The following is a 25,628-nucleotide window of genomic DNA, read 5'->3' as shown; positions in this document are numbered from 1 at the left end:
TGCAATCACTACGGGCACAACAACTTGCGAACAATTCGACGCATGTCCGTCGAATTGCCTATGCTGCGGAAGTCGCGAGTATAAAGCCTGGCTCGCAGTGATTGCGTGTAGCCCAATACGCGCTAGCCAGCGAACCAGAGCTTCACGATCACTACTGGAATAGGTCTCATGGATGCAAAACCGTGTCAGATTATCGAGTTCTTCAATGGGACCAAGCAGTATCTTGTACCACTGTTTCAGCGCCCCTATGAGTGGAAGCAGAATCACTGGAAAACGTTCTGGGACGACCTCCTTGATCGCTATGAGCGTGGTGCAGCGGATTCAGTTTCTCATTTCACGGGCGCGATCGTTACAGCGCCAGCGCGGTCAGTTCCTGTGGGCGTTTCGAAGCATCTGATAATTGATGGGCAACAACGTCTAACGACGGTTGCATTGCTCGTCTGCGCCATTCGTTCACTTGTCGAGGAAGACTCCGCAAGATTCCGCAAGCTTTCGCGTTTGCTGATCAACGAAGATGATGAAGGGCTAGACTACTACAAGATTCTGCCGACCCAGTTTGATCGAGAGGCGTTCTTCGCGTTGGTTCGAGGCAGGCCGATTGCAGGAACGCGTGTAACCGAAGCATATGACTTCTTCCGGGATTGCCTAAAGAGAGGGGATTCTGACGACAATACAATCGATCTAGAGCGTTTTATTGAAACACTAAATTCGCTAATTACTGTAGTTTCGATCAATCTTTCGGATGCTGATGATCCCTACCTCATCTTCGAAAGCCTAAACGCGAAGGGGGCCCCGCTTACCCAAGCGGATCTTATCCGAAACTACGTTCTACTCAGGCTACACGCTCAAGCGCAGGAGGAGGCATACTCGAAGTATTGGGTGCCAATGCAGCACCTCCTTCCGACCGAATACCTGACCGAGTACATGCGGCAGTACCTCATGATGTCGGGAGAGGAGGTTTCTAAGTCGGAGATCTATGCGGTGCTGAAGCGGCGCTTCGCGGAGATCCCTGACAAGGATGTACTTGATCGCTTGAAAGAGTTGCACAGCTGCGCTGTGCTCTACTCCTACATGGTCGGACTTCAGCAGTATTCAGATACTGCGATCGACACTGCGCTCGGTCGCCTTCGGAGGCTGGAGATGAGTGTAGCGAGTCCTCTACTCCTCCGACTGCTGAGTGCAAAGGCAGATGGCCTTATAAGCGCAGGCGATGTTCTCGGAGTATTGGCAGCACTTGAATCATTCTTCATTCGCCGAATGGTTTGTCGGGTCCCCACGAATCAACTCAAACGAATTTTTCTTGGATTGACTCGAGAATTGCCTCAGGAGTACCCCGTTCCGTTCGTAGTCCGATACCTTGCTAACGGTGTATCAGGACGTCGTTGGCCTAAGGACGAGGAGTTTCGAAATGAATGGCTGGTCTACCCAGCGTATTCAGGATCAAACGATCGTTGCCGTCTTGTTCTTGAAACTCTTGAGGCTGACTATGCTCACAAGGAACCCGCTTCATTTGAGGCGGCGACCATAGAGCACATCATGCCACAAACTCTCACCGATCATTGGCGAAACCATCTTGGAGATGAAGCAGAAAGGGTTCATGAGCAATTTCGCGATACTATCGGAAATCTTGCACTGACCGCCTACAACTCCGAGTTGTCCAATGCGCCGTTCGAAAAGAAGGTCCTCCTCTTTCACAAGAGCCACTTCGAATCAACCAAGGCCATCGCCGCTTCATCAATCTGGAACGCCAGCAGTATACAAAATCGTGGACTGGATCTCTTTGCGCGAGCTTGCCGAATTTGGTCTCGACCGATCGGTGATGTTGGCTAACGGACCTTGGTGCCGATGGGGTGGAGTAAGGAGCGCGGCTGGCTCGCTGCGCTCGCCCGCCGCATTGTTATAGGACCGCCGGGCGTGAGGTGGCAATTCCAACATCGATACACCTGAGAAATGGTGCGTTTCTCCTACGATGCGCGGTTCTCTGAAAACGAGTACGACCTCTGGGCGTTGGGTGAATATCTCGATAGGCTTGAAGCGCAACTAGTCACGTTGCGCACCAGCGATGAAGCGCGAACTTTCGCTGAGTTGTCCGCAGAGGGACTGCTCGATGATGAAGAGTCGCGCACAATAGCTTGGCAAGGCTTAGAAGAACGGGCGGATCGGGTCTACCCGCGTCTATTGCGCGGCCCGTTTTTGGTGGCGCTGTGGGGGTGCTACGAGGCGACAATCCTAAACGTTGCTGAAAGCATCGCTACAGAACGGAAACTCTCGCTTCAGCACAGAGACATTCGGGGAGAGTCAGCTGTCGCGCGCGCCAGAAAGTACTTTGTTGACTATCTCGATATCGCGCTTGACAAGGATCCCATCCGTGAGATGAGGATTAACGATCTTTACGTGCTCAGAAACGCATTGGCGCATGCCAACGGACTGGTGAGTGCAAACAGTGATGATGGGAAGCGGCGAATCGAGGCGATCGTAGGCCGCAATCCCACAATCGAACTCAATGGCGGATTCATTGTCCCGTCCGCAGAATATCTGAGGTCTGCATTCGATGATGTTGATTCGAGTGCTCGCGATCTAGTCCAGCGTGTTAGAGGTGGACCGGCGTTTCGCTATGAAGAGGGCACCTAACGGGCCGCTGATGCCGGCGGGGCGTGCGAAGGATGGCGGCTGGCTCACTGTGTTCGCCGGCCGCATTGTTGGAAGAGCCCCGCAGCAGAGCGCTGGGCGTTGAAGCTGTAGGATAAGTCGATTTCGACGGTGACTTGAGTCGACGATACCCGTCGATGCATGATTTCGAAGTGGATCGATGAGATTGGGCGCGATTGGCGACGGTGATCGCCGCAATTCGCGATCCGTTGCGCCTATGGGCGGGCTACGCCGCGTATCCCGCGTGCGCCAGTTTCTCGATGTTGTGCACGAGGCAATACAACTTCCATTGCGTGTCGACTTTCACGCGGCCGCGCAACGTGAAGCGATCGAGCCGCTTGTTCGCGCGCAGATTCGCAAACACCGGTTTGACCGTGGCGAAGCGGTGTGCATACCGCGCGCGCCCCGCGGGAGCGTCGATGCGCTCGCGCATCACCGCGCTGTGATTCACACGTTGCGTGCTCACCCGCCCCCGGAAGAACGCCACATTGCGCACGGGCGTCGTGTTGGGCGTGCGCAAGCATTGTGCGCGTAACCCACAGGGGCCGCAGTCGCGCTTCGCGCCGCGAAAGTGTTCGCCGATGTGATCGCGGGTGATGTTCTGCGCGCCCTTGCGATACAGCGACTTCCCAGCGGGGCACACGCACGTCCGCGCCACGGGATCGTACTGAAAGGCCTCCGGCCCGAACACGACGAGCGGCTTCCGCGCTGGTTTCGATTTGTCGTGAAGGGGATTCAGGAGCGTCGTATAGCGATCCTGGTTGGCAAAGCGGGCATCGCGCTTCCGCATGTTCCCGTCCGCAATGAGCGCCGGCACCTGGGCCTCCGCCAGCGCGCGCAGATTCGCTTCGCTATGGTAGCCTGCGTCGGCCGTGATGAGCGTCTCAGGCGTGCGCAGCGAGGCGGTGGCGGAGATGGCTTTCAACAACAGTTCTTGCTCGGCGCCCACGCCATGGGCCTGTGCGTCCACGATGATCTGGTGCGCCGCATCGACCGTGGCCACGCCGGTATACCCTTGGATGACACCCTTGCTGGTCGCCATCTTCGGCTCTCGTTGTCGGTGCGGTTGCTCTTCCGCACGGCGCCCTTTGCCCCGCGTCGATCGTGGGGATGCTGCGCGAGCCATGTGCGCAGCTCCGCCGCATCACGCACGAGGCGGCCCTGCCGTGCCTGGTCCTTCGTGGACAGCGACGGCTCCCCGTCTCGGGCATCCTCGGCCCGATGCCGCGCGAGCATCTGCTCCGCCGCGCGCTCCATCTTGGTGGCCTGGCGTTCGAAGTCGGCGCGGCTCCCACTCCGCTGCTTCGACGCGTTGCTCGGCAGCTTCACGCCATCGATGGCAAACATCTCGCGCCCAATGAGGCCCTGGCGGTCGCACACCGCCAAGACGGCCGCGAAGATCGGCGCGATCTGGTCGCCCAACGTGCTGATGAAGTGGGCAATCGTCGTGAAGTGGGGCCGGGAGTCACCGCTCAGCGCGATGAACGTGACGTGGTCTTGGCAGGCCTGGGCGATGGCACGGCTGCTCACGATCCCCCGCGCGTACGCGAACAAGACCACGCGGAGCAGCATCGCGGGAGGATAGGCCGGCGCGCCGGTCAGATCATTGCGATAGCGCGCATCGAACGGCGTGAGATCGATCGCGTGGTCGAGTAGGTGGTGCAGGGCATGCTCGAACGTGCCGGGCAGCAGCTGGGCGGTCAGGTCGACCGGGATGAGCTTCGGCTGGGTGTCGATGTACTTGTAGCGGGCCATGGCCTCTCGACGGACGACGAAAGTGCGCGCAGATTCCTCTGGAGAGGCGTACGCCCGATTGAATGGCAAGTTGCATATCACGGACACTCAATCGGGCTTTTTCTACAGCCTCGTTAGGTGTCATCATTGCCCACACGTATGTCCAAAGCAAAAAGTGCAACGCTAGCTTTGCGCGATCAGAAGCAATAGAAATTGACGAGCCTTGGTCTATCTGAGGCGCTGTCTATTGTCGCGTTGCTCCAAACTCGCGATGCCAATTCGCCACGTGTTCAAGTTATTGCAGATCCGCCTTTCACCTACGCGCTATCCGACTCGTCTACAGGCCATAGGCGCTACTTCGCTTACCATCGGATCGTGGTTACGAACAATGGTGGACGAGCGGTTACGCTCCTCGGGCTGAAGCCCGATTCTGCAATCGGACCATTCATGGCGCTCCGAGGCGACATGGTTGTCGACCCTCAGCCAATAGTAAAACTGTTTCGAATCACGGAATCACCAGATTCGGTATTTCGAGACCGGAATATCCTTCCACAGTACAGGAACGATGGGTTCTCCAGTCTCCGTGTTCTGAATGAGGTGATTCCTGCAGGTGAAGCGCGACTGCTTCAACTCGGGCTTTCAATCGAGGGATACAGCGAGGGCTGTTCTGCCTCCGACGTCATGCTATTCGCAGCTATCCCAGAGTTCTCAAGCGGCGATCAGATCCCTTTCCGTCAGGGGTACACACTAGTGAAGTGATAGAGAGTTGAGCATCTACATGAGTGGAATCGCCGTATTTGAGTGGGGCACCCGACATCTAACGAGGCGTTGCAGCTGACAAGGCGGCGCACCGTTCATGCCCGACAGCCAAAGCACCATTCTGCCGCCTGGCAGCTGAGCCGGGCGTTTGATGGCCCTCCAGCTGGAGTGAAGAATCATGTCAGATGAAAGAGCCATAAAGGCGTGGGAGCATTGGCGTGCGAGTAGCGAAAAACTAGACTACTTCCTGCTGGGTACGTCCAGTGCCCTTACGGCGTACATCGGTCAGAGGTTGCCAGTCGAGCCACTTGGTTTCAACGCAGGAACATTGGAGCTCAGCAGTGTGGTAGTTTTCGCGTTTGCGTCTCTCGCTGCGATTGAAAGGCTTCGTGCGTCCGTGACTGGGCTGGGCGTAACGCATCAGATGCTTGAGTCTGCGAGTATGGCTGGTGATCTTCGTGCTATGGTGCTCAAGGGAGAGAAAGAGCATATCATTGAATACAAGAGCGGGCGAGCATATACGCTAGGCCAAGCAAGTCGGAAGGCAAATCAAGAGGATGAGCGACGTCGGTTGTCCGTGAAGGAATGGGAGAGATGGGAGAAACGTGGACTGCGTGCCTACAATTGGCGAGATCGCTTACTGCTCTTGGGTATCCTGCTCTATAGCGCTTCGAAGGTCCTTGCGGCGCTTCCAAAGTAGGTTCGCTTCCATCTAGTGGACCGGTGCTGCAGAGAGGAAGATTCGGTAGGCGGCGTGCGCGCTACGCGTGCTCACCGCGATGTGCGGTAGTTGCCCCGCGACAGAGCGCTGGGCGTTAGATGGCACACACACTGTATCGATGAAAGGACGCGATCGTAACAAGCCGTGTTGGTGTGATTCTGGTCTCAAGTACAAGAAGTGCCACCTTGAGAGGGAGCTGCAGGAGCGTCCGTCCATCTGGAATGCCCGCAAGGACGTTCAAGGACTTCAGCGGTTCAAGACCTGCTTGCACCCGGAAGCAGGGCCGAGCGCCTGCTCCGGCCCGATTGTCCGCGCTCATACCGTGCGGCGGGCTGCCGACCTCTCGGTGATTGCCCGCAAGGGACATGTGTATCAGACGTCCGCCGATCTAGGTGATCTGCACCTGAACAAGGGACGGTTGCTGCCGAAGCTGGTCGGCATCAATGAGGCGTCAACGTTCTTCGGTTTCTGCTCCAAGCACGATAGCGCGACATTTGCCCCGCTCGAGGCCACCGCCCTCGTTCCTACAGACGAGCAGGCACTGCTGCTCACGTACCGGCCGCTATGCCTGGAACTTTACGCTAAGGAGCGCCAGCTTGAGTCGCTAGAGATCGCCCGGCAGGGCGATAAGGGACGGTCGCTTGAGGAACAGTTCGGACTACAAGAGTATGTTCTCCTAATGCGGCTCGGCATGGAGACGTCGCTCCGGGACCTGCGGCGACATAAGTCCAGATTCGACGCTGACTTGCTCGCCAGAGACTTCGCCGAAGCTCGATATGTCGCGGTCGAACTAGATGTGCCACCGGATCTCATGTGCAGTGGCTTCGTGCAGCCGCACTACACGTTTGACGGAGAGCGGATTCAGGATCTGAGCGATCTCAAAACCGAGCTGCAGGTGATGAGCTTTTCGCTGGCGTCGACGGCGAAAGGCGGCGTCGCGGTCTTCGCATGGAGATCTGACAGCGATGCCGCGAGTTCAGAGCTTGTCGATTCGCTACTCCGCTTGGAGGTAGTCGACATCCCCCATGCGTTGGTGCGGTATGCAACGAGTGAGTTTGAAAACACCTACTATCGTCCGGACTGGTGGGACGGATTGCAGCAGACCGACAAGGACGCGCTAGTCGACCGGCTACACCACGGGGTTGGGCCAGACATTGCGCTAAATCCATCCTATCTGAAGGACGATGGCCGGCGGCTCGTAAGATGGAACGTCATCAACGTATCCCAGAAGCGGTGTTAGCCGTGCTGCCATCTAACGATCATTGCAGCTGAAGAAGACGTGCAACGGTCCCTTTCGTGGAACAAATCCCGTTTGTGTCTCCGCAGCTGAACTCTGTCGCTATGCAACGAACGGCCTCCATGGAAAATAAGATGAGATGTCGATGCGCAGATCCATGAAGTTGGCTATGAGAATCACACTAGCCGGTGCAGTATCGGCCTGCGATGGCTCTCGAACACTTGAGGAGGAGCGTGTAGCGGCTGCGGAGCAGGTTGCGAAAGCCGCAGAGGCTGATCGCGCGCGGTTCCAAGCCTATTTTGCTCGCCCAGATACGAATGACCGGATCACTACGATGGATGCCGATGAGTGGCTCTCACGCTACGATTCGCATGGTGCCTCTGGATCGGTAGTGGAGACTGTTCATCGTGTTGCCGTTCGCGCACGTTTAGATTCGGCAGAGGTTACCGCAAGGGAACTTCCTGGCGACGAAGAATTGCGTTTCGTTCTGAGAATGGAGCTCAACAAGATTGTGCCTCCGCTCTCCACTAGGGATTCCAATAGGCTCGCAGGCATCAGAAAGCGCGTTGAAGATGCCGCTCATAGCGCACTATTGGCGCGAGCTTCCGCAGAGACAATCTCTTCTCAGAATACCGTTAGGTTGGCAGGAGCGCGCGGAGATTGCACTTCGGTATCGCGCAACGGCTGGCTAGTCGACTTTGATCGACGAGGAGAGGTGGCGCTACGCAAAGCAGCTGGCCCTCTAGATGGGAATCCAATCAGTTCTGTGGTTGCATGGCCCGATGCCATTCGCGGAGAGCCAATGATCACGAAGGTGCTCGGGCAGTGCGACGTTGACCATATTTTGTACTATCTCGTCGATTTCGACGACGACCGTAGGGGGTGGGTGGATGTAGACTATTTGCACTGGCGACGGCCTTAACTCTAGCAACCGACTTACGCGACATCCTCGTTCCGTTGTATAGCGGTTACTGCGACATTGGTGAGACGACGGCGAGCGGATGTTGCTACTCTTGACCAACAGCGCGCAGGTCACCGAGGCGAGGGTCGTCAGTTTTGAACAGAGCGCGATAGCAAGCGTGTTCCTCGCCCCAGAATCTCGGCAAAGGACGAGACCTGCATTCGCGATCTCGCTGCCAGTCGCACCCCATACCCCGGTCCGTGTGGTCCCACCTCACTATTCGATCGATGAACATACGCGAACACTTCATCGTGGAAGTCGACGGTTTCGAGGGTGAACGGAGTCGAATCGAACTTTCCGACGCGTCAGGAAAGCCGCTCCGCATGCTATACTGCATTGCCACGCGAAACGAGGCTTCGGGCGTCCTGCAGTTCGTCGACTACGGGTATGAGACGTTGGAGGAGGCCCGAGCAGCCTGGCCCAACGCGAGCTAGCATTCCCCTGGCGGGACTACGCACGGCGCATCTAGCTTCCGGCGGTGACCACTCCTAATGACATTGCGCGCCATTCGGCGTTCTACGCATCGCCAATCTCGCAGTTCCTTGCGGCTGACGATGCGACCGTGCTCGGGCACCTCGCCGGTGGTAGCGGTCTCGCAATTGACGGGGCGCAAACGGAAGCCTGGAAGGAGCAGGTGCGAGTGCTCAAGCAGACGCTCCCGGGTGTAGACGGGTCGCTCTTCCTCGAGTTTGACGTACCGCGACTGGGCAGCCGCATTGACGGGGTGGTAGTCGCCAACTCCGCGGTGATACCCATCGAGTTCAAGGTGGGCGAGCATCGGTACGCCAAGGGCGACTACAACCAGGCGTGGGACTACGCGCTCGATCTCAAGAACTTTCACGAGGCGAGCCGAGAGCTGCCGATCTTCCCTGTGCTCTGCGCGACCAATGGGGCAACCCCAGATACTGGTTGGCAGCGTCCACACGCCGATGGTGTGTACCCGCCCATCAAGTCCAATGCGACGTCGGTTGGTGATGCGGTCCGTTCGGCTATCGCGCTCGCACCATCTGCACCGGTAGATGCCGACGCGTGGGGCAGAGCACCCTATCGGCCGAGCCCAACGATCATCGAGGCCGCCAAGGCGCTGTATGCGCAGCACTCGGTGCAGGCCATTGCTCGGTCGGATGCCGGCGCTCGCAATCTCCACGTCACAACGCAGTGCGTTGAGGAGATCATCACCCGCAGCCGCGCGCAACGCGAAAAGGCCATCGTGTTCGTCACTGGCGTGCCTGGTGCCGGCAAGACGCTCGTAGGGCTGAACATCGCCACGCAGCATCTCGGGCAAGACGATACCCACGCGGTGTTTTTATCGGGGAACGGACCGCTCGTGGCCGTGCTCCGTGAGGCGCTTGTTGAAGATGATATTCAGCGCCAGCGCGCACTCGGCAATACGCCAGAACGCAAAGGTGTGGTACGCCTCAAGGTGAAGCCGTTCATTCAGAATGTGCACCATTTCCGCGACGAAGGTCTGCGCAGCGCAGCGCCACCTATCGAACACGTGGCCATTTTCGACGAGTCGCAGCGCGCGTGGAGTCGCGAGAAGACGGCCCTGTTCATGAAACAGCGGAAGGGTGTGGCCGACTTCAGTATGTCCGAGCCCGAATTCCTCATTTCGTATATGGATCGTCACAAAGACTGGGCGGTGATCGTGTGCCTGGTGGGTGGCGGTCAGGAGATCCACACGGGTGAGTCGGGCATCGGTGCGTGGCTGGATGCCGTCCGTGACAAGTATCCGCACTGGCATACCTACATCTCCCCTGAGCTGCACGACTCGGAATACGCCGCAGGTAAGAGCATCGAGCGTCTTGGTTCACATGCCCACGTGGAGACCCAGTACGCGCTTCACCTCGCGGTATCCATGCGTTCGTTTCGCGCACAAAAGGTATCGGGGTTTGTGAAGGCCGCACTGGACGCTGATGAAGACAAGGCGCGCGAGCTGCTCACCGAAGTGCTCAAGACATACTCTGTGGTACTCACGCGAGACCGGACCTTGGCCAAGAAGTGGGTGCGCGAACAGGCGCGCGGCAACGAGCGGTATGGCTTGGTGGCATCGTCACAGGCGCAGCGACTCAAGGCCTACTGCATCGATGTGCGCGTCGATGTAGACCCGGTGAAGTACTTTCTCGCCGATCGCGCCGACACCCGCTCGTCGTACTACCTCGAGGATGCCGCGACCGAATTCCAGACGCAGGGGCTCGAGCTCGACTGGACGATGATGAGCTGGGATGCCGACCTGCGCCGGACCAATGGTCGTTGGTCGTATCACAATTTCCGCGGTGATCGGTGGACGAACGTGCACAACGCCGATCGACAGCGCTACCTGCTCAATGCGTACCGGGTGCTGCTCACGCGTGCGCGGCAGGGTATGGCCATCTTCGTGCCGAAGGGGCGCAAGTCGGACGCGACCCTGAGCCCCGAGAACTACGAGCAGACGTCGCAATACCTCCAGTCACTTGGCATCCCGTTGTTGTGAAGGGACGGCTTCAGTGGATCTGGTGTCGTCTCTTCAGGATGCGGAAGAGATGACCTCATCAAGCGCCTGACGATAGCTCTCCGGATCGACCGCGGGGTAGCGGTAGAGATCAGCCTCGGCTTCGGTGAATGCGGCCCGCAGTCCCTCGACGGTTACCAGACCGGCCTTCAGCATGGCCCGCACGTCGGCGAGGTCGCGCAGATGACTTCGTTCGATCTTGGCGAGGGCCTGTGCCGTAAGATCGTAGTGGCACACGGTCAACAAGCCGATGCGTTTCACGATGGGGCTGCGCTCCTCCCAGTGCGGTGGCACCGGGATGAAATGGTCAGGCGCCGCGAACTCCACGTTGATCGCGAGCTGATCTTTCAGCCGAGGGATTGCGCGAAGTAGCGAATCGGATTCGGGGCGGATGATGAGATCGATGTCACGCGTGCTCTCGCGCCAACCCGTGAGAACCGCCGTGGCCCCGCCGACCAAGTATACGGTGGTTGGTACGGTGGCAGCCTGAGCGAGCGCCGCGAGAAACCGATCAATCCGTTCGCTGGTAGCGACCTCACGCATGCTGCCGACCCATCATGGCCGCAGCGCGCGAGAAGCTCACCATGCGACGCACGAGTGCGTTGTAGCGCGAGTGGGCGGCTCGGCCATGCTGCTGCTCGAGCAAGACGAAGAGTGCGTCCTCAGGGTGCGGAATCCCCCCAGCCACGCGAATGCCAAGCCGTCGCAGTCGCGGGGCCGCCATGGACACGAGCAGCGCATCGATAGAGTGCTGCCGACGCGCGAGATCACGCAGCCCCGCGCGTACGATCTCAACCCCGGGGAGATCCGAGGTGGGTGTGCCAATGGTGGACTGCTCGAACTCCCGCACGGCGCGCTTTGCCTCGCGACTGGCCACCATGGCCTGCGCCTGCTCGGGAGTAAGGGTGCGCCGGCTGCGTAGTCCGCCGCGCCGCCCGATATCCGCCAGGTATCGCCGCACCGATTCTTTCATCTTTTTAGCATATACAGCTTATGATCGTAAGTCAATATTGCAAGGATATTTACGCGTCAGGAATTCTTCGATTGAACCGCATCATGGCCAGTGTGTACCAATGCCCGATCAGTGCGAGTGCGCCACCAACCCCAAATCCCTTTCTGGAGTCACCATGTCCGATGCCACGGCCCGTCGTATTCTCATCGCCAGCTTCAACACGCTCAGCGGCGCCGAGTCCGGCGTGGCGCTGCTCAAGTCCGCGGCGATTGGGCTGGGGAACGTCGCCGTCATCACCCGCGACGACAGCGGCGAGGTGAAGTTCACCGAATCGCAGGATTGGGGGGTGGGCAAGAGCGCACTCATTGGCGCGGTTGCCGGGCTCATTCTGCCGGGCGTTGGCACCATCACGCTTGCCGCCGGCGGCGCACTGGCCGCCTACTTTCTCGACCTGGGTTTTCCTGACAGCCTGTTGAAGCAGATGGGCGAAGGGCTCACCAACAACTCCTCGATGCTGGTGGCGTTGGTCGATGCGACCAGCACATCGCAGGCGAGCAATGTGTTGACGCAGGCCGGTGCCGTGGTCGCCAGCACGGCGGAGACCGATCTGGCCCGGGCGATGGCGTCCATGTAGTCGATGTGGTCGCTCAGCGCCTGCGGACCTGACCGCGTCCTCCCAATCATTTTCCCATGGCCAAGCGCGCACGCGTCGCCGGACACATCCCCTCGGCGGCGCCGACGGACTTCGTGCTCCGCGTACACCTGGAGTCGATAACCCCGGAGATCTGGCGTGCGCTCCGCGTGCCCGGTGAGTACACGCTGGCGCAACTGCATCGCACGTTGCAACTCGTCTTCGGTTGGCAGGACTATCATCTGCACGAGTTCACCATCGGCACTCGGCGCTTCGAGGCTCCAGGTGAGGGAGCGGAGGGAGAGTCCACGGCGATGCGTCTGGCTGATCTCGCCCTCGTGGCTGGCGATCGGTTCCTGTATCGCTACGATTTCGGCGATGACTGGGCCCATGTCATCGAAGTCCAGGCCTTGGAGTCGCCAGCGGACCCTGCTGAGCCCCGATGGCCGCTGCTACTGGGTGGCGCCCGCGCGGGGCCACCGGAGGACTGTGGTGGGGTTGCCGGTTACGCGGAGCTCGTGACGGCACTTGCGCGCCCGCGTACCAAAGCGGGGCAGACGCACCGTGATTGGGTTGGGCCGACGTACGATCCGGCCGTGTTCGCTGCTTGGCACGTCGGGCGCATGCTCACCCTGGCGGCCGCGTATGGCGCACTCTAACGGTCAGGCGCTCCCGCGCACCACGCCTTTGAGTGACGCAAGCGGACCAACACCGCGGTGAGAGGTCGCGTCCTCGCGCTTGCCGGTGGCGACTCGCGGTCCGATCTTTCGGCATGCGAGTACGGGATGCGCTTCGGCTGTTGACGGACGATGGGTGGTTTCTCGTGAGAACCCGGGGCAGCCACCAGCAGTCCAAGCATTCCGACAAGGCGAGGCTCGTGACCGTTGCAGGCCATCCGAGCGACGAGCTTGCGCCCGGACCTGCCGGGATGCGTAGCGACGGGCACGACGACTCCTGATGGACCGCGCTTACCTCGCCCCGCATTCCATCCGTGGCTGAAGACTGGTCCCAGGCTGAAGTCGCCGCGATCGTGGCGGACTATTTTGCGATGCTCGGGCATGAGCTGCGCGGCGAGCCGTTCAGCAAGCGCGAGCACAATCGTCGATTGCAGGAACTGCTGAATGGACGCTCGGCAGGCGCCATCGAATTCAAGCATCAGAACATCAGCGCGGTCCTGATCGAGGAAGGCTTCCCCTACATCGACGGCTACAAGCCGCGCGCCAACTACCAGGATCGCCTGCGCACCGAGGTCATTCTCCGGTTGTCGATGGATGCCCCTGTTGTTGCAGCAGCCGAAACGGCGGTGATGGCCGTCGCCTCCGTGACAACGCCATGGCGCGATCTTGAAGACATTCTCGTGCCACCGCCGGTTCGTGAACCGCGAGCGGGGCGTACCTACGAGCGCGCCGTACCGGTGCCAGCTCCTCGGCTTGGCATCAACTATCTCGAGCGCGAGGCGCGCAATGCATCACTGGGCGAAGCGGGGGAGCGGTTCGTGCTCGAGATCGAGCATCGACGTCTTTGGGAAGCAGGCGCCAAGCACCTCGCTGAACGCATCGAACACGTGGCGAAGACGAAGGGAGATGGACTCGGCTACGATATCGCATCGTTTGACCCAGACGGGTCCGAACGCTTGATCGAGGTAAAGACCACCACGTTCGGTGCCATGACGCCCTTCTTTGCGACGGCGCGGGAAGTTGCGGTATCCAACGATCAGCCGCACCAGTATCGCTTGTATCGGCTGTTCAAGTTCCGCACCGAGCCCAAGGTATTCGTTTTGCCAGGCTCACTTCGGCAGTCGTGTGTGCTCGATCCCGTACAGTTTCGGGCCACGCTCGCCTGATGATGAGTCGCCTGCTCGCGCTCGCGACCGCCCTTTCGGCGAGCCTCGCCTTCTCACCACCCGTTGACCGCCGAGTTGTGGACACGGTCATCGCCGGCAACGCCGAGAGCGAACTGGCCCACGGCTACGCGGGGCACGACGACTGGGCCGGCGTGCAGAACGACACGACCTTCCGGCAGGCCAATGGCTGGATGCGTTACGCCCTGACGACCTTTGACGACACCGAGGTCACCATTGCCTGCGTCTTTGCCGGCAGCCGCGACTCCACGCGGCATTTCGACCTGATCGTCGAAGACAGCGTCGTGGCACGGGCCACCCTCGCGCCCACCGATTCGGCCAGCCGTACGCTCGAGTTGCGCGTACCTTTTGGCGTGACCAGGGGGCGCACCAATATTGCCGTGGTCCTGCGCGGTCGAGAGGGGCGCACGCCGGCGCTGCGTTCGCTCAGCGTATTACAGGACCACCACGAACTGGCCACAACCGTTCACTAACAGGTCGCGATGCCTGCATCACGACTGACACACTCACACCATCCGTTTGGAGCTGTTCGATGATGTCGTCACGCATGGTCCGCGGCGCTGGGACGGCGCTCGCTGTTGCTGCACTCACGCTGACGACCGGCGGCACTGCGGAGGCGCAGGCCGCGAAAACAGCACCGAGTGCCAACGCGACCGGTAGCGCGAAGTTTCCGCTCACACGCCCCGAGCGCACGGACTACGCGGAAACGAGCCGCTACGATGACGTCATCGCCTACATGAAGCTGATGGCGGCGGCCAATCCACAGATCCACCTCACCACGTACGGCTACACGTACGAGGGACGGCCGCTGCCACTCGCGGTCATTGGTGCGCCCGGTGCCACGGCGGCGCAGGTGCTCGCCACCGGCAAGACCCGCGTGTACATCCAGGGCAACATCCACGCGGGTGAAGTGGAAGGCAAAGAGGCGCTGCTGTGGTTGCTGCGCTCCATCGCCAAGGGCGAGCGCAACGCCTGGCTCCGCAACACGGTGCTGCTCATCAATCCCATCTACAACGCCGATGGCAACGAGCGCGTGAGCGTGGCCAATCGTGGCAGTCAGGCAGGTCCGGTGGGTGGCATGGGCACGCGCGAAAACGCATTGGGTCTCGATCTCAATCGCGATGGCACCAAGATGGAGACGGCCGAGGCGCGCTCCATGGCTCGGCTGCTCACCGAGTATCAGCCGCATGTGGCGATGGATCTGCACACCACCGACGGCAGCTCCAACAGCGGTTTCAACATGACGTATGAAACATCGCTGAGCCCCAACAACTCGAAGGCGCAAATGAGTCTGCTGCGCGATGAGTTGCTGCCGCAGATCACCAAGGCGGTGAAGGCCAAGCACGGGTCGGACTGGTTCTACTATGGTGGTGTGTCGGGCACCGGCGCCGAACGCGCCTGGCGCTCCGACGCGGAACTCGCCAAGCCACGCTACACGTCCACCTACTATGGTGTGCGGAATATCCTGGGCCTGCTCACCGAGGCCTATTCGTACGCGTCGTTCAAGACCCGCATCACCGAGACGTACTGGTTCCTCGAGGAATCACTCGACTTCGTGTCGAAGAACAGCACCCGCGTGCGTGAAGTCGTCGCTGCGGCCAATGCAGAATCCATTGTGGGTCAGCAGCTCGCCGTGCGACAGCAGTTGGTGAAGGCGCCGCAGCCGTACGAGATCGTCTTTGCGCCCACCAACTCGGTGCGCAATCCGTACGTGGCCGATCGTCCGTATCGCATGCGCCCCGATGGCAACACCAATCGCACCACGGAAATGCTGCCGTTCTTCGGCACGGCCGTGGCCACCGAAACCAGTATCGCGCCGCGTGTGTGGGTGATTCCGAATGTGTCGCAGGAACCGGCCGGTTCCGCGGCGCCGGCCGCTGCGCCTGCACAAGCCGCTGGCGCGCCGGGAGCAGCAGGTGGCCGCGGCGGCGCACGTCCGGGTGGCTTTGGTGCGCCGGGTGGCACGCCCACGCAGCGCATGATTGCCAGTGTCGCCGATCGTCTCGATGCGCATGGCATCAAGTACACGGTGACCGAGCGCGACATGGCGTTCACTGGTGAGCGGTTCCGCATCACCGGCAACACGCTGGCCGAACAGAACTATCAGGGCACGCACCGCGCGCGCACGCTGACCGGTAACTGGGAAGCCAATCAGCAGACGCTGCCGGCCGGCTCGGTCATCATCAGCATGGAGCAGCCGCTCGCGCGACTGACGTTCTTGCTCATGGATCCGCGCTCCGACGACGGCTTCATGTGGTGGAACATCCTCGACCCGGTGCTTGGCGTTTCGCCGGGACCGCAGTACTACCCGGTGCTGCGCTCGATGAATACGCCGGGATAAAGGTCTGGCGGCAGGTACGCCATTGGCGTACATTTCCCAATGCGCTTCGTCGAGACGCCCATCTTCACGGTGGCCCTCCGTCGGCACCTCGACGACGAGCAGTATCGCGCCCTGCAAACCGCACTGTACTTGCGTCCTGAGCAGGGCGCGTTGATCCCCGGTGGTGGTGGACTCCGCAACTCCGCTGGGGCGCGGAAGGTCGCGGCAAGCGCGGCGGTGTCCGGACGATCTACTACTGGGCGGCCGATGATGGCGTGTGCTACATGCTCTACCTGTACGCGAAGAACGAGCAGGGCGATCTCACCGCAACACAGCTACGCACACTGGCCCGAGTGGTGCGTGAGGAGTTCAAGTGAAAGCCGACGCATTCAACGAATTGCTGGAGAGCGTGCGCCAGGCGGGGGCGATTCGCCGCGGTGAACGGAAGCCCGCGCGCGCTCGGCAGTTCAAGCCGACCGATGTCAAAGCGGTCCGTGCGGATCTCGGGCAGTCTCAGGCCGAGTTTGCACTGATGATTGGTGTCAGTGTGGCCACACTTCGCAACTGGGAGCAGGGCCGGCGCATGCCGGAGGGGCCGGCCCTCGCGCTCCTGCAAGTCGCGGCGCACAATCCCGCGGCGGTCGTTGAAGCGCTGCATCGTCCGAAACGGCGCGGGGCGGCATAGCGTCGTAACACAGGTCGAACGCCCGTAACTCGTGTCACCTCATTGGGCAATCCCAGCGCGCACGGCACCTACATCAGCCCGATAACGCTCGATCAGTTGCGCGATGCGGTGGGCCGCCTGGACCGCCGCATCGTGGTTCTGTGAGAAATTGAGGCGAATGCTGTCGGTGCTCTCCGGGCTGAACTCGGTTCCCGGTGTCACCGTCACGCCGGCCTGCACACGCAATGCGCGCACGAAGTCGTGCAGTGACACATCCAGCGCCGGCAGCTTGGGGAAGAGATAGCTGCCGGCCTGCGGGGCACGCACCACCAACTCCGGCACGGTGGCAAACACGCCGAGCAGCTCGTCACGCAGCGCCTGGTGCAGGGCGATGCGATCCTGCAGCCAGCCATCGGGTTCGGCAAACCAGGTACGCAACACCGCCTGCGAGTATCCCGGTGCGCGCAGCGACACGATAGCCTGCAGCTTCTCCATGCGATCGATGATGTGCGGCGCGCCAAAGGCCACGCCCAGTCGGTAGCCGCTCAATGATTCCGTCTTGGACGGGCCCATGATCGTGACGACCTGATTCGCGTCGATATTGGACGCGCGCAGATGCGTGTACGTGCTGCCCGAGTACAGCAGGCGCGAATACAACTGATCGACGATCACCGTCGCGCCGTACGTGGTGGCCAGTTCGGCGATGCGCGCAATTTCTGCGGCGGTGTAGACTACGCCTGCCGGATTGTTCGGGTTGGAGAAGAGAAACGTCTTCACACCCGACTTGAATGCGTCTTCGAGTTGGCCCAAGTCGAGACCCGCGCCGTCGGTGTGCGCGAGGTAGTCCATGCGCACCGGAACGACCACGCCGCCCAGAAACTCCACCAGTTTGCGATTGGCAAAGTAGTCAGGGCGCACCACAGCCACTCGATCGCCGGTATTCACCGTCGCGCCGAGCGCGAGAAACAACGCGCCCTGTGTGCCGGGCGTGATGATCAGTTCATCGGCACCCGACACCGGCTTGCCGGTGAAGTGCGTGAGGCGTTCGCCGAGGCTGTCACGCAACTCCGCACCGCCGCGATACTCCGTGTATGCCTGCGAGCCGCCGCGCTCCACACCCGCGACAAATTCCTCGAACGCACCGGGCGTTGGCGCGAAGGCGTCGTCGTTCACATCACCGTGAGAAAAGTCGACCGGCGTTCCGGCGATCACATCGCCACGCAGGTCCGTGTCCTGTGCCACGCGGTCCTGCCGGACTTCCTGTCCGGGGGCATGATCGGTGCCGAGTCGGGCGAACTTCTCACTGATGGTGAGCATGGGGCTGCCTGTGGTGAAAGGTGGGTGCATATAAACAATAACTTCCGGTATGGGTCAGGCAGACAAATGTTCGCTGAGCGCCTGCTATTGCTCTTTTCTACAGCGGCGATGTCGACGAGCCTTGCCCTTCCAGGTGCCCGTCGTCGGGAGGTAGCATAGTGTGTCATTTGGCGACCTGAGGTTGTCCCTGCGAACCAATATGAATCGCTCTCCGCTTTTCATCGGAATGTCGGTGGTCGCCCTGGTGGCAGTGGCGGTCGGTTTCGGACGCACCTACGTCGTTCCCATGGTCGGAGGGACGTTCGAGGCGCCGCCGATCCTTCATATACATGGTGCATTGGCGATGGCCTGGGTGCTGTTGTTTGCCCTGCAGCCGATGCTGATACGTATGCGTCATGTGAACTGGCACCGTCGCGTGGGGCAGTTGGGAGTTCCGCTGGCAGTGGCCGTGGCAATCACCATGATCCCTGCGGGTGTCGTGCAGGTGCGCCGCGAGCTATCTCAGGGTTTCGGTGATGTCGCGATCTCCTCGATACTTGGTGTCTGTACCTCTGGACTGATGTTTGTCCTGCTGGTGGTCGCCGGCTATGTGCAACGTCGACAACGTGACGCGCACCCGCGCTGGATGCTGCTGGCCACACTGGTAGTGATCTGGCCTGCGTGGTTCCGCTTCCGGCATTGGATGCCATGGGTGCCGAATCCCGAGTTCTGGCTGGCATTTGTCTTGGCTGATGTGTGGATTCTCGTGGCCATGCTGCACGATCGTCTCACGCGTGGGGCCGTGCACCCGGTTCTGCTATGGGGCGGACTGGTCGTGATCGCCGAGCAGGGCGCAGAAGTGTTCCTGTTTGATTCACTCTGGTGGCGTGCGGCGGCGCACGCGGTGTGGTCGGTGGTGGGCGCATGAAGCCACTGGCATGACACGGCGACCACTTCCCCCGGGTCCGAGCCGACGAGTTACATTTCCATGCATACGACAGGGGCGTCCCGGTACTGCCGGGGCTGAGAAGCACCCTTTGAACCTGACCCAGATCATGCTGGCGTAGGGAGTCGCGGCCACCCTCCGGTAGCAGCTTGGGGTGCGCGCGTTCCGTCCTCGCTGGCTGGAGGACGCATGGACGCTCCGAGTTCGGCTTCAGGCCCCACACAGCCCCGCCTCTCGCCCGCCGACGCCCTCGCGGCACTGCGCGCGTCGGCCCCGCTCACACAGTGCATCACCAACTATGTGGCGATGCAGATCGCGGCGAACACACTGCTCGCCGCCGGCGCGGCGCCGGCCATGATCCACACGGTCGAAGAGAGCGGCGCGTTCGCCGGCCTCGCACGTGCGGTCACCATCAACATCGGCACACTGTCGCCCGCATGGGTGGACGGCATGAAGGCGGCCATCGACGGGGCCACCGCCGTCGGCACGCCGTGGGTGCTCGATCCGGTGGCGCACTATGCCTCGGCGTACCGTTCAGCCGTGGCCCGTGACCTGCTTTCGCGTCGACCCACCATTCTGCGTGGCAATGCGTCGGAGATTCTGGCGCTGGCCGGTGGCAACACCGCAGCACGTGGCGTGGATGCGGCCGATCCGGTGACGGCGGCCGGCGCGGCAGCCAGCGCGCTGGCTCGCGAATACGGCAGTGTGGTGGCCGTGACGGGTGCGGTGGATCTGGTCACCGACGGAACCCGCGTGGCGATGGTCTCAGGCGGTTCGCCGTGGATGCCACAGGTCACGGCGCTGGGCTGCTCGCTCACCTGCCTCATGGGCGCGTTCGCGGCGGTGACAGCTCCACTCGAGGCAACTGTGGCAGCCTTGACGCTGTTCGCGGAAGCGGGCGCACGTGCACATGCACACAGCGAGGGGCCCGGCTCTTTCGCCTGGCGATTCCTCGATGCCCTGGCGGCGGTGACGCCCGACGATCTGACAGGCACGGAACGTGTGTCGTGGAACGCTCCATGACTCGCGATGCCAACACGATGCGCGCGTGTCTGCGTCTCTATCTCGTCACCGATCCGCTGTTGTGTGCGAAAGCGGGGCTGCTGCACACGGTGCGTGAAGCCATCGCCGGCGGGATCAGCATGGTGCAACTACGCGACAAGACGGCCACCACCGAAGAGCGCATTGCGATTGGCCGAGCCCTGATGCGTGTCCTGCACGGAACGGGTGTTCCGCTCATCATCAACGACGATATCGACGCGGCCCTCGCCATCGGGGCACACGGCGTGCATGTGGGGCAGTCAGACCTCACGCCACGTATCGTACGCGAGCGCATGGGGCCTTCGGCCATTGTCGGATTGTCCTGTGAAACGGTAGCACAGGCAGCCGCTGCCGATCCGCTGCTGGTGGACTATGTGGGCATGAGCCCCGTGCTGGCCACACCCACCAAGCGGGATCATGCCGCCGCCCTGGGTTTCACGGGGCTCGAGGCCGCGCGGGCTGCGACGACGCTACCGGCCGTCGCCATCGGCGGCATGCACCTCGAACATGTCACTCGCGTCATGCGCACCGGCGTGGACGGTATTGCTGTGGTGTCGGCGGTGTGCGGACAGCCGGATCCTCGTGCGGCGTCCTTGGCGTTGCGTCAGGCGATCGATGAAGCGGTACGTGACATGACACACCCGCGCATTCCCAACGCGCTCACCATTGCGGGATCGGATCCATCCGGCGGCGCAGGCATTCAGGCGGACCTCAAGACGTTTGCCGCACAGCGCGTGTATGGCATGGCGGCGCTTACGGCACTCACGGCGCAGAACACCCGTGGTGTTGCCGGAGTGCATGTCGTGCCGCCGGTGTTTGTGCTTCAGCAACTCGAGTCACTCTTCGATGACATTCGCATCGATGCGGTGAAAATCGGCATGATTGCCACAGCCGACATCGCCACTACCGTGGCCGACGTACTCGAAGAGCGCATGCGCGGGCCCGTCGTGCTCGATCCGGTGATGATCGCCAAGGGCGGTGCGGAGCTGTTGCGACCCGACGCGGTGGACGCCGTGCGCACACGATTGTTGCCGCTGGCCACCGTGATCACCCCCAACCTGGCCGAAGCAGCCCATCTGCTGAATATGCCGATGGCATCCACACGCGCTGAGATGGAAACGCAGGCCACGCTGTTGCGTGCACTCGGGCCACAGGCCGTGCTGCTCAAGGGTGGCCATCTCACGGAAGAGCGCAGCCCCGACTGCCTGGTGACGTCCGACGGTGTGCACTGGTTCGACGGGCCGCGTGTGGCCACTGCCAACACGCACGGCACGGGCTGCACGCTGTCAGCGGCCATTGCAGCCGGCCTCGCAGGCGGAGGCAACCTGCTCACGGTCGTGCGCACCGCCAAGCAGTACGTAACCGACGCCATCGCTTCGGCGCATCGACTCACTGTCGGCCACGGCCACGGCCCCACGCATCATTTCCACAACCTCTGGAACCGCTGATATGTCGCACGCATTGCAGGACCAGGTCGTTCTCGTCTCCGGCGCGGCGCGCGGTCTGGGCGCAGCCATTGCCTCGGCCTTCGCTCGCGAAGGCGCACAGGTGATCATCAACTACCGATCGAGCCGCGAACGCGCCGAAGCGCTCGCGGCCGAGCTCGGTCCACGAACTCGCGCGTTACAGGCGGATGTACGGGATGCCGCGCAGGTGAGCGCGCTGTTCGACGAAGCGCGCCGCACCATGGGGCCGATCACCACGCTCGTGCACAATGCCATCGCTGACTACGCGTTCAATGGCGACGCGCGTGATACACTCACCACGCTCACGGCCGATCACCTGCTCGATCAGACACGCACCGCCTGTGTGGGTGCGCTCACACTGCTGCAGCAGGCCATCCCCGACATGACAGCCGCCGGCTTTGGTCGTGTGATCACGATCGGCAGCAATCTCGTGCAGCACCCTGTGGTGCCATACCACGACTACACCGCCGCCAAGTCGGCGCTGCTGGCGCTCACGCGCACGGCCGCGGCCGAGCTGGGGCCGCAGGGCATCACGGTGAACATGGTGTCGGGCGGGCTGCTGCGAACCACCGACGCCAGTGCGGCCACACCCGATGCGGTGTTCGATCTCATTGCCGCCGGCACACCACTGCGCCGCGTCACCACGCCAGCAGAGTTGGCAGATGCCGTGCTGTTCTTCGCCAGCCCGTGGTCACGTGCGGTGACAGGACAGAATCTGATTGTCGATGGGGGACTGGTGTTCGGGTGACGCGGTTGCTGATCTTGTGATTCGATCAGCAAGAGTCGCCGCCGCAACCACGCCTTACCCGCAAGGCTACATGTCAAAAGCGAACGCCGTCCCGCCGGCGGCGCCGTCAGGGTCACAGCGCCCTGCCTTCGATGTTGCGGCGCCGTTGCAGTTCGTCCTCAACGGCAAGGCAGGTAATTCCGACACCGACGCGACCCAGGAGGCCATCAGGTCGGCGCTGGATGCCGCCGGTCGTACCGGGCGCATTTGGTTGGCCGGGCCGGGGGAACTTGAGCGGGTCGCACGCGATGCCACCGCGCAGGCACAACGGGAACACTGCGCGGTGGTGGCGGTGGGCGGCGACGGCACGATCAACACGGTGGCGCAGCTCGCACACACCACCGGTTGCCCGATGGGGGTGATTCCCGAGGGCACCTTCAACTTCTTCGCGCGCGAACATGGCGCGCCCACGGAGATCGCCGACGCGTTGCCCTGGCTACTCGCGGGGCGCCCGGAGCCGGTTCAGGCTTCGGCGATCAATGAACGGCTTTTCCTCGTCAATGCCAGTCTTGGCGTGTATCCGGAACTGCTGGAAGATCGCGAGCGCTGGCAGGCCCGGTTCGGCCGCAGTCGTGTGATCTCATTGGGCGCGGCCGCTGGCACACTGCTCCGCGCGCAGGCCCCGTTGCGTCTGCGTGTGGCGTGGGAGGCGAAACAGCGCGAGCTGCGCACGCTCACGCTGTTCGTCGGCAACAATCGTCTGCAGCTCGAAAAGCTCGGTCTCGGAGACGCCGATGCAACCGAAGACAAGGCGGCTCACCTGACCGCCGTGATCCTCAAGCCCATCGGATCCATGGCCATGGTGGGACTCATGCTCCGCGGCGCGATGGGGCAGTTGGGCGATGCGGACGGCGTCGATCACTTCCCCTGTGAGGAGCTCGTGATTCGCCCCGCCTCCGCTCTTGGCCGACGCACGGTGAAGGTGGCGTTCGACGGTGAGGTAGCGTGGATGCGAGCGCCCATTGTGATCCGCGTGTTGCCAGAGCCGCTGTGGCTGCTCAAGACACCGTCGGCATCCCGCGATCTGTAGGCTGCCGTTCAGCGTTCAGTCGATGTGACCGGCATGCGTGTCGCGAGATTGATGCCGGCCAATACCGCCACGAGCGCCAGAATCAGGCGCATGGTGATCGGCTCACCGAGCAGGAATACGCCCAGTGCGATGGCAGAAATCGGATTGAGTGCGAGGAACACCGCCACCCGTGAAGGTGTGGATCGACGCAGTGCGTAACTCCAGAGACCAAATCCCACGGCGCCGCCCAGTGTGCCGAGAAAGAGCACGGCCAACCAACCGTTGAGCGAAATCGTGCGCGTGTGTGTACCGAGTCCCTGCAGCAGTGCCAGTGGGGCGAGCAAGAGCACACCGGCGACCATCGCCCATGTCGTGACCAAAGCCGATGAATATCGCAGCAGCAAAGGTCGTGACCACACATTGTAAATCGAGCCGCAGATCACCGTGGTGAATGCCAGCACGTAACCGATCCAGTAGTTGGTGCCCGATGTGCTCTGTGCCGCGGTCGCACGCGCGGGATCAATGGCGAGCACGATGCCGGCGAGCGCGAGCAGTTGTCCGATGACCATGCGCGCGGACAGGCGTTCGGTGCCACGTAGTACGGAGAGTGCGAGTGTCACCAGCGGGTTCGTAGCGACGATGAGCGCCACGGTGGCCGCTGGCAGGTGCGTCAGCGACGCGCTGAAGCTCCAGGGGAAGAGCCCAAAAAAGAGCGCGCCGAGCAGTGCAATCTGCGCGCGGTCGCGCCCTGGCATCGCTACCAGCGCGCGGCCTCGCAACAGCGCGAACATGCACGCACTGGCGATGACGTATCGCAGGAAGGCCAGCACCACTGGTGTCGTTTGGGGTACGACATAGCGCGTGGCGACGACGGAAGCGCCGAAGCAGATGCAGGCAACGGCAGCGGCGAGGGACGCCGAAGCGGCACCCTGCTCTGCGGTGTACTGGCTTGTGTGGCTATCGGCCAAGGTTTGGTGTCATGAGTTTCTCTGTCCGTGAACGAAATAAGTCACCGTCGTCAATTCCCGCCACATCTGTGCGACCTGTCCGTAACTAAGCAATCTGCCTACGATTCTTGTGGCTGACGTGGACGGATCGGCAATCGAATCCTTCACGCCGGCTGCATGACAGCGTTTCTCTTGTACACGAACGCCGAGGAGTGCATGCGATTGTTTCAGGCTCTGGGGGGCGAATGATGTCGCGTTCCCACGGTTGGGTCGCCGCGCTGCTGAGTGTCCTGATGCCCGGCCTCGGACACCTGTATGCCGGACGGGCGCTGCGTGCAATCGCCGCGTTCATATTGTTGCAGGTGTTGGGCTTCGGGCTGGTGTACCTGACGTTGGTGGCCTCGACCGCACCGCTCCGCGTCGTGCTCATCGTCCTGCTGCTTGCCGGTTTCCTCGCGGTTGTGCTCGACGCCGCACGCGTCGCTCGGCGTGACACATCGGAGCCTCGCCGCAGGGTGCAACGGTGGTACGTCCTGCTGCCGGTCTGCCTTGGTGTCGGTTTCATCGTGCAACCCTGGATCTTCGGTCTCACGAAGCGCCACATCGTGGAAGCCCACCGGTTTCCCGGTGGTTCGATGGCGCCGACGATCTTGCCGGGTGACTACCTGCTTTCATCGCCACGCGCGCCGAATCCGGTGACGCGTGGCGAGCTGGTCGTATACCAGGCCAGCGGCCAGCGGAACATTCACCGCGTGGTCGGGCTGCCGGGCGACACCATCAGCATGCGCGATTTCCAGTTCATTGTGAACGGTACGCTGGCGCACGAACCCTACGCGCATGCCGAAGATGGGAGTGGCAGCCTGACCGATCCACAATTCGAGTGGCAGCGTGGTCACCTACGTGATCGCACAGACGCTGCAGGCTATCAGGCGACGTACGGTACCTGGGGTCCCTTGGTAGTACCGGACGGCGCGTACTTCGTCCTTGGGGACGATAGAGCGAACAGCTTCGACAGCCGCTATCGTGGATTCATCGCCACTGATGCGCTCGTTGGTCGCCCGGTCTGGATCTACTTTTCGCGTGACCCCGACACCGGTATCATCCGGTGGTCCCGCATCGGTCTGGGGGTGGGCGCCTGACAAGAGTCCTTCTTCGC

Annotated in this window: 21 protein-coding genes, 1 pseudogene and 1 riboswitch; of the genes and pseudogenes, 17 read left to right on the top strand and 5 right to left on the bottom strand. The window is 61.7% G+C overall.

Going from position 1 to position 25,628, the window contains the following annotated elements:
• The first annotated feature begins 168 nt into the window (after positions 1–168).
• Both GAU_RS19020 and GAU_RS19015 read left to right on the top strand, forming a co-directional pair.
• The gene (locus tag GAU_RS19020) at positions 169–1,830 is read left to right on the top strand and encodes a DUF262 domain-containing protein (RefSeq protein WP_015895537.1); all 1,662 of its coding nucleotides are present in this window, start codon (positions 169–171) and stop codon (positions 1,828–1,830) included.
• A gap of 120 nt (positions 1,831–1,950) precedes the next feature.
• Entirely contained in the window at positions 1,951–2,631 is a 681-nt protein-coding gene (locus GAU_RS19015; RefSeq protein ID WP_015895536.1) for a hypothetical protein, read from the top strand.
• 244 nt (positions 2,632–2,875) lie between these two features.
• Here GAU_RS19015 and GAU_RS23025 read toward each other — a convergent pair.
• A pseudogene (locus tag GAU_RS23025) lies at positions 2,876–4,404 on the bottom strand (transposase).
• Positions 4,405–5,981: 1,577 nt separating this feature from the next.
• Here GAU_RS23025 and GAU_RS19000 point away from each other — a divergent pair.
• Together GAU_RS19000 and GAU_RS18990 are read left to right on the top strand one after the other, a co-directional pair.
• Positions 5,982–7,103 (top strand): SEC-C domain-containing protein, encoded by a 1,122-nt coding sequence (locus GAU_RS19000; RefSeq protein WP_169307741.1) that lies wholly within the window; start codon positions 5,982–5,984, stop codon positions 7,101–7,103.
• Between the two features lie 1,436 nt (positions 7,104–8,539).
• Positions 8,540–10,534, top strand: a complete 1,995-nt coding sequence (locus GAU_RS18990; RefSeq protein ID WP_015895530.1) for a DUF2075 domain-containing protein — start codon at positions 8,540–8,542, stop codon at positions 10,532–10,534.
• A 33-nt stretch (positions 10,535–10,567) separates the two neighbouring features.
• Here GAU_RS18990 and GAU_RS18985 read toward each other — a convergent pair whose 3' ends face one another.
• Together GAU_RS18985 and GAU_RS22550 are read right to left on the bottom strand one after the other, a co-directional pair.
• A complete protein-coding gene (locus GAU_RS18985; protein WP_015895529.1) occupies positions 10,568–11,095 on the bottom strand; it encodes a DUF6036 family nucleotidyltransferase in 528 nt (175 codons plus the stop codon).
• Positions 11,088–11,525 (bottom strand): hypothetical protein, encoded by a 438-nt coding sequence (locus GAU_RS22550; protein ID WP_015895528.1) that lies wholly within the window; start codon positions 11,523–11,525, stop codon positions 11,088–11,090. The genes GAU_RS18985 and GAU_RS22550 overlap by 8 nt, the downstream gene beginning before the upstream one ends.
• Positions 11,526–11,679: 154 nt before the next feature.
• Here GAU_RS22550 and GAU_RS22545 point away from each other — a divergent pair, with 154 nt between their 5' ends.
• From GAU_RS22545 to nadS, 7 genes are all read left to right on the top strand, one after another.
• On the top strand, positions 11,680–12,138 hold the full coding sequence (locus GAU_RS22545; protein WP_041265723.1) for a DUF1269 domain-containing protein: 459 nt from the start codon (positions 11,680–11,682) through the stop codon (positions 12,136–12,138).
• Positions 12,139–12,194: 56 nt separating this feature from the next.
• Complete coding sequence (locus tag GAU_RS18970) at positions 12,195–12,794, top strand: plasmid pRiA4b ORF-3 family protein (protein WP_015895526.1); 600 nt, start codon at positions 12,195–12,197, stop codon at positions 12,792–12,794.
• 113 nt (positions 12,795–12,907) lie between these two features.
• Positions 12,908–13,093 (top strand): type II toxin-antitoxin system HicA family toxin, encoded by a 186-nt coding sequence (locus GAU_RS22950; RefSeq protein ID WP_041265722.1) that lies wholly within the window; start codon positions 12,908–12,910, stop codon positions 13,091–13,093.
• Between the two features lie 33 nt (positions 13,094–13,126).
• Positions 13,127–13,978 carry a DUF3883 domain-containing protein gene (locus GAU_RS18960; RefSeq protein WP_015895525.1) on the top strand — a complete coding sequence of 284 codons (852 nt, stop codon included), beginning with the start codon at positions 13,127–13,129 and terminating at the stop codon, positions 13,976–13,978.
• The gene (locus tag GAU_RS18955) at positions 13,978–14,469 is read left to right on the top strand and encodes a DUF6805 domain-containing protein (protein ID WP_015895524.1); all 492 of its coding nucleotides are present in this window, start codon (positions 13,978–13,980) and stop codon (positions 14,467–14,469) included. The genes GAU_RS18960 and GAU_RS18955 overlap by 1 nt, the downstream gene beginning before the upstream one ends.
• 59 nt (positions 14,470–14,528) lie before the next feature.
• The gene (locus tag GAU_RS21475; RefSeq protein WP_015895523.1) at positions 14,529–16,337 is read left to right on the top strand and encodes a M14 family zinc carboxypeptidase; all 1,809 of its coding nucleotides are present in this window, start codon (positions 14,529–14,531) and stop codon (positions 16,335–16,337) included.
• A 352-nt stretch (positions 16,338–16,689) separates the two neighbouring features.
• Positions 16,690–17,001 carry a NadS family protein gene (gene nadS, locus GAU_RS18945; protein ID WP_015895522.1) on the top strand — a complete coding sequence of 104 codons (312 nt, stop codon included), beginning with the start codon at positions 16,690–16,692 and terminating at the stop codon, positions 16,999–17,001.
• A 39-nt stretch (positions 17,002–17,040) separates the two neighbouring features.
• On the opposite strand, the gene GAU_RS18940 is transcribed toward nadS, so the two are convergent.
• Entirely contained in the window at positions 17,041–18,297 is a 1,257-nt protein-coding gene (locus tag GAU_RS18940) for a pyridoxal phosphate-dependent aminotransferase (RefSeq protein WP_015895521.1), read from the bottom strand.
• Positions 18,298–18,523: 226 nt separating this feature from the next.
• On the opposite strand from GAU_RS18940, the gene GAU_RS18935 reads away from it, so the two are divergent.
• The 5 genes from GAU_RS18935 to GAU_RS18915 all read left to right on the top strand — a co-directional run bounded on the left by GAU_RS18935 (position 18,524) and on the right by GAU_RS18915 (position 23,546).
• Positions 18,524–19,204, top strand: coding sequence for a hypothetical protein (locus GAU_RS18935; protein WP_041265721.1), 681 nt, complete (start codon positions 18,524–18,526; stop codon positions 19,202–19,204).
• Positions 19,205–19,265: 61 nt separating this feature from the next.
• Positions 19,266–19,363, top strand: a riboswitch (TPP riboswitch).
• Positions 19,364–19,411: 48 nt separating this feature from the next.
• Positions 19,412–20,245 (top strand): hydroxyethylthiazole kinase, encoded by an 834-nt coding sequence (thiM, locus tag GAU_RS18930; protein WP_015895519.1) that lies wholly within the window; start codon positions 19,412–19,414, stop codon positions 20,243–20,245.
• A complete protein-coding gene (gene thiD / locus GAU_RS21665) occupies positions 20,242–21,711 on the top strand; it encodes a bifunctional hydroxymethylpyrimidine kinase/phosphomethylpyrimidine kinase (protein WP_070105011.1) in 1,470 nt (489 codons plus the stop codon). The genes thiM and thiD overlap by 4 nt, the downstream gene beginning before the upstream one ends.
• Position 21,712: 1 nt before the next feature.
• The gene (locus GAU_RS18920) at positions 21,713–22,477 is read left to right on the top strand and encodes a 3-oxoacyl-ACP reductase (RefSeq protein ID WP_015895517.1); all 765 of its coding nucleotides are present in this window, start codon (positions 21,713–21,715) and stop codon (positions 22,475–22,477) included.
• Positions 22,478–22,547: 70 nt separating this feature from the next.
• On the top strand, positions 22,548–23,546 hold the full coding sequence (locus GAU_RS18915; protein WP_156799143.1) for a diacylglycerol/lipid kinase family protein: 999 nt from the start codon (positions 22,548–22,550) through the stop codon (positions 23,544–23,546).
• Between the two features lie 8 nt (positions 23,547–23,554).
• Here the strand turns inward: GAU_RS18915 and GAU_RS18910 are convergent, their stop codons facing one another.
• Positions 23,555–24,493, bottom strand: coding sequence for a DMT family transporter (locus tag GAU_RS18910; RefSeq protein WP_015895515.1), 939 nt, complete (start codon positions 24,491–24,493; stop codon positions 23,555–23,557).
• Between the two features lie 224 nt (positions 24,494–24,717).
• Between GAU_RS18910 and lepB the strand changes: the two genes are divergently transcribed.
• Positions 24,718–25,611: a signal peptidase I gene (gene lepB, locus GAU_RS18905; RefSeq protein ID WP_015895514.1), complete on the top strand. Its 894-nt coding sequence runs from the start codon at positions 24,718–24,720 to the stop codon at positions 25,609–25,611.
• Positions 25,612–25,628: the final 17 nt, after the last annotated feature.

The organism is Gemmatimonas aurantiaca T-27 (assembly GCF_000010305.1).
Taxonomy (GTDB): domain Bacteria; phylum Gemmatimonadota; class Gemmatimonadetes; order Gemmatimonadales; family Gemmatimonadaceae; genus Gemmatimonas; species Gemmatimonas aurantiaca.
The sequence above is the reverse complement of the archived record's forward strand: the minus strand, read 5'-3'. Positions and strand labels throughout refer to the sequence as shown.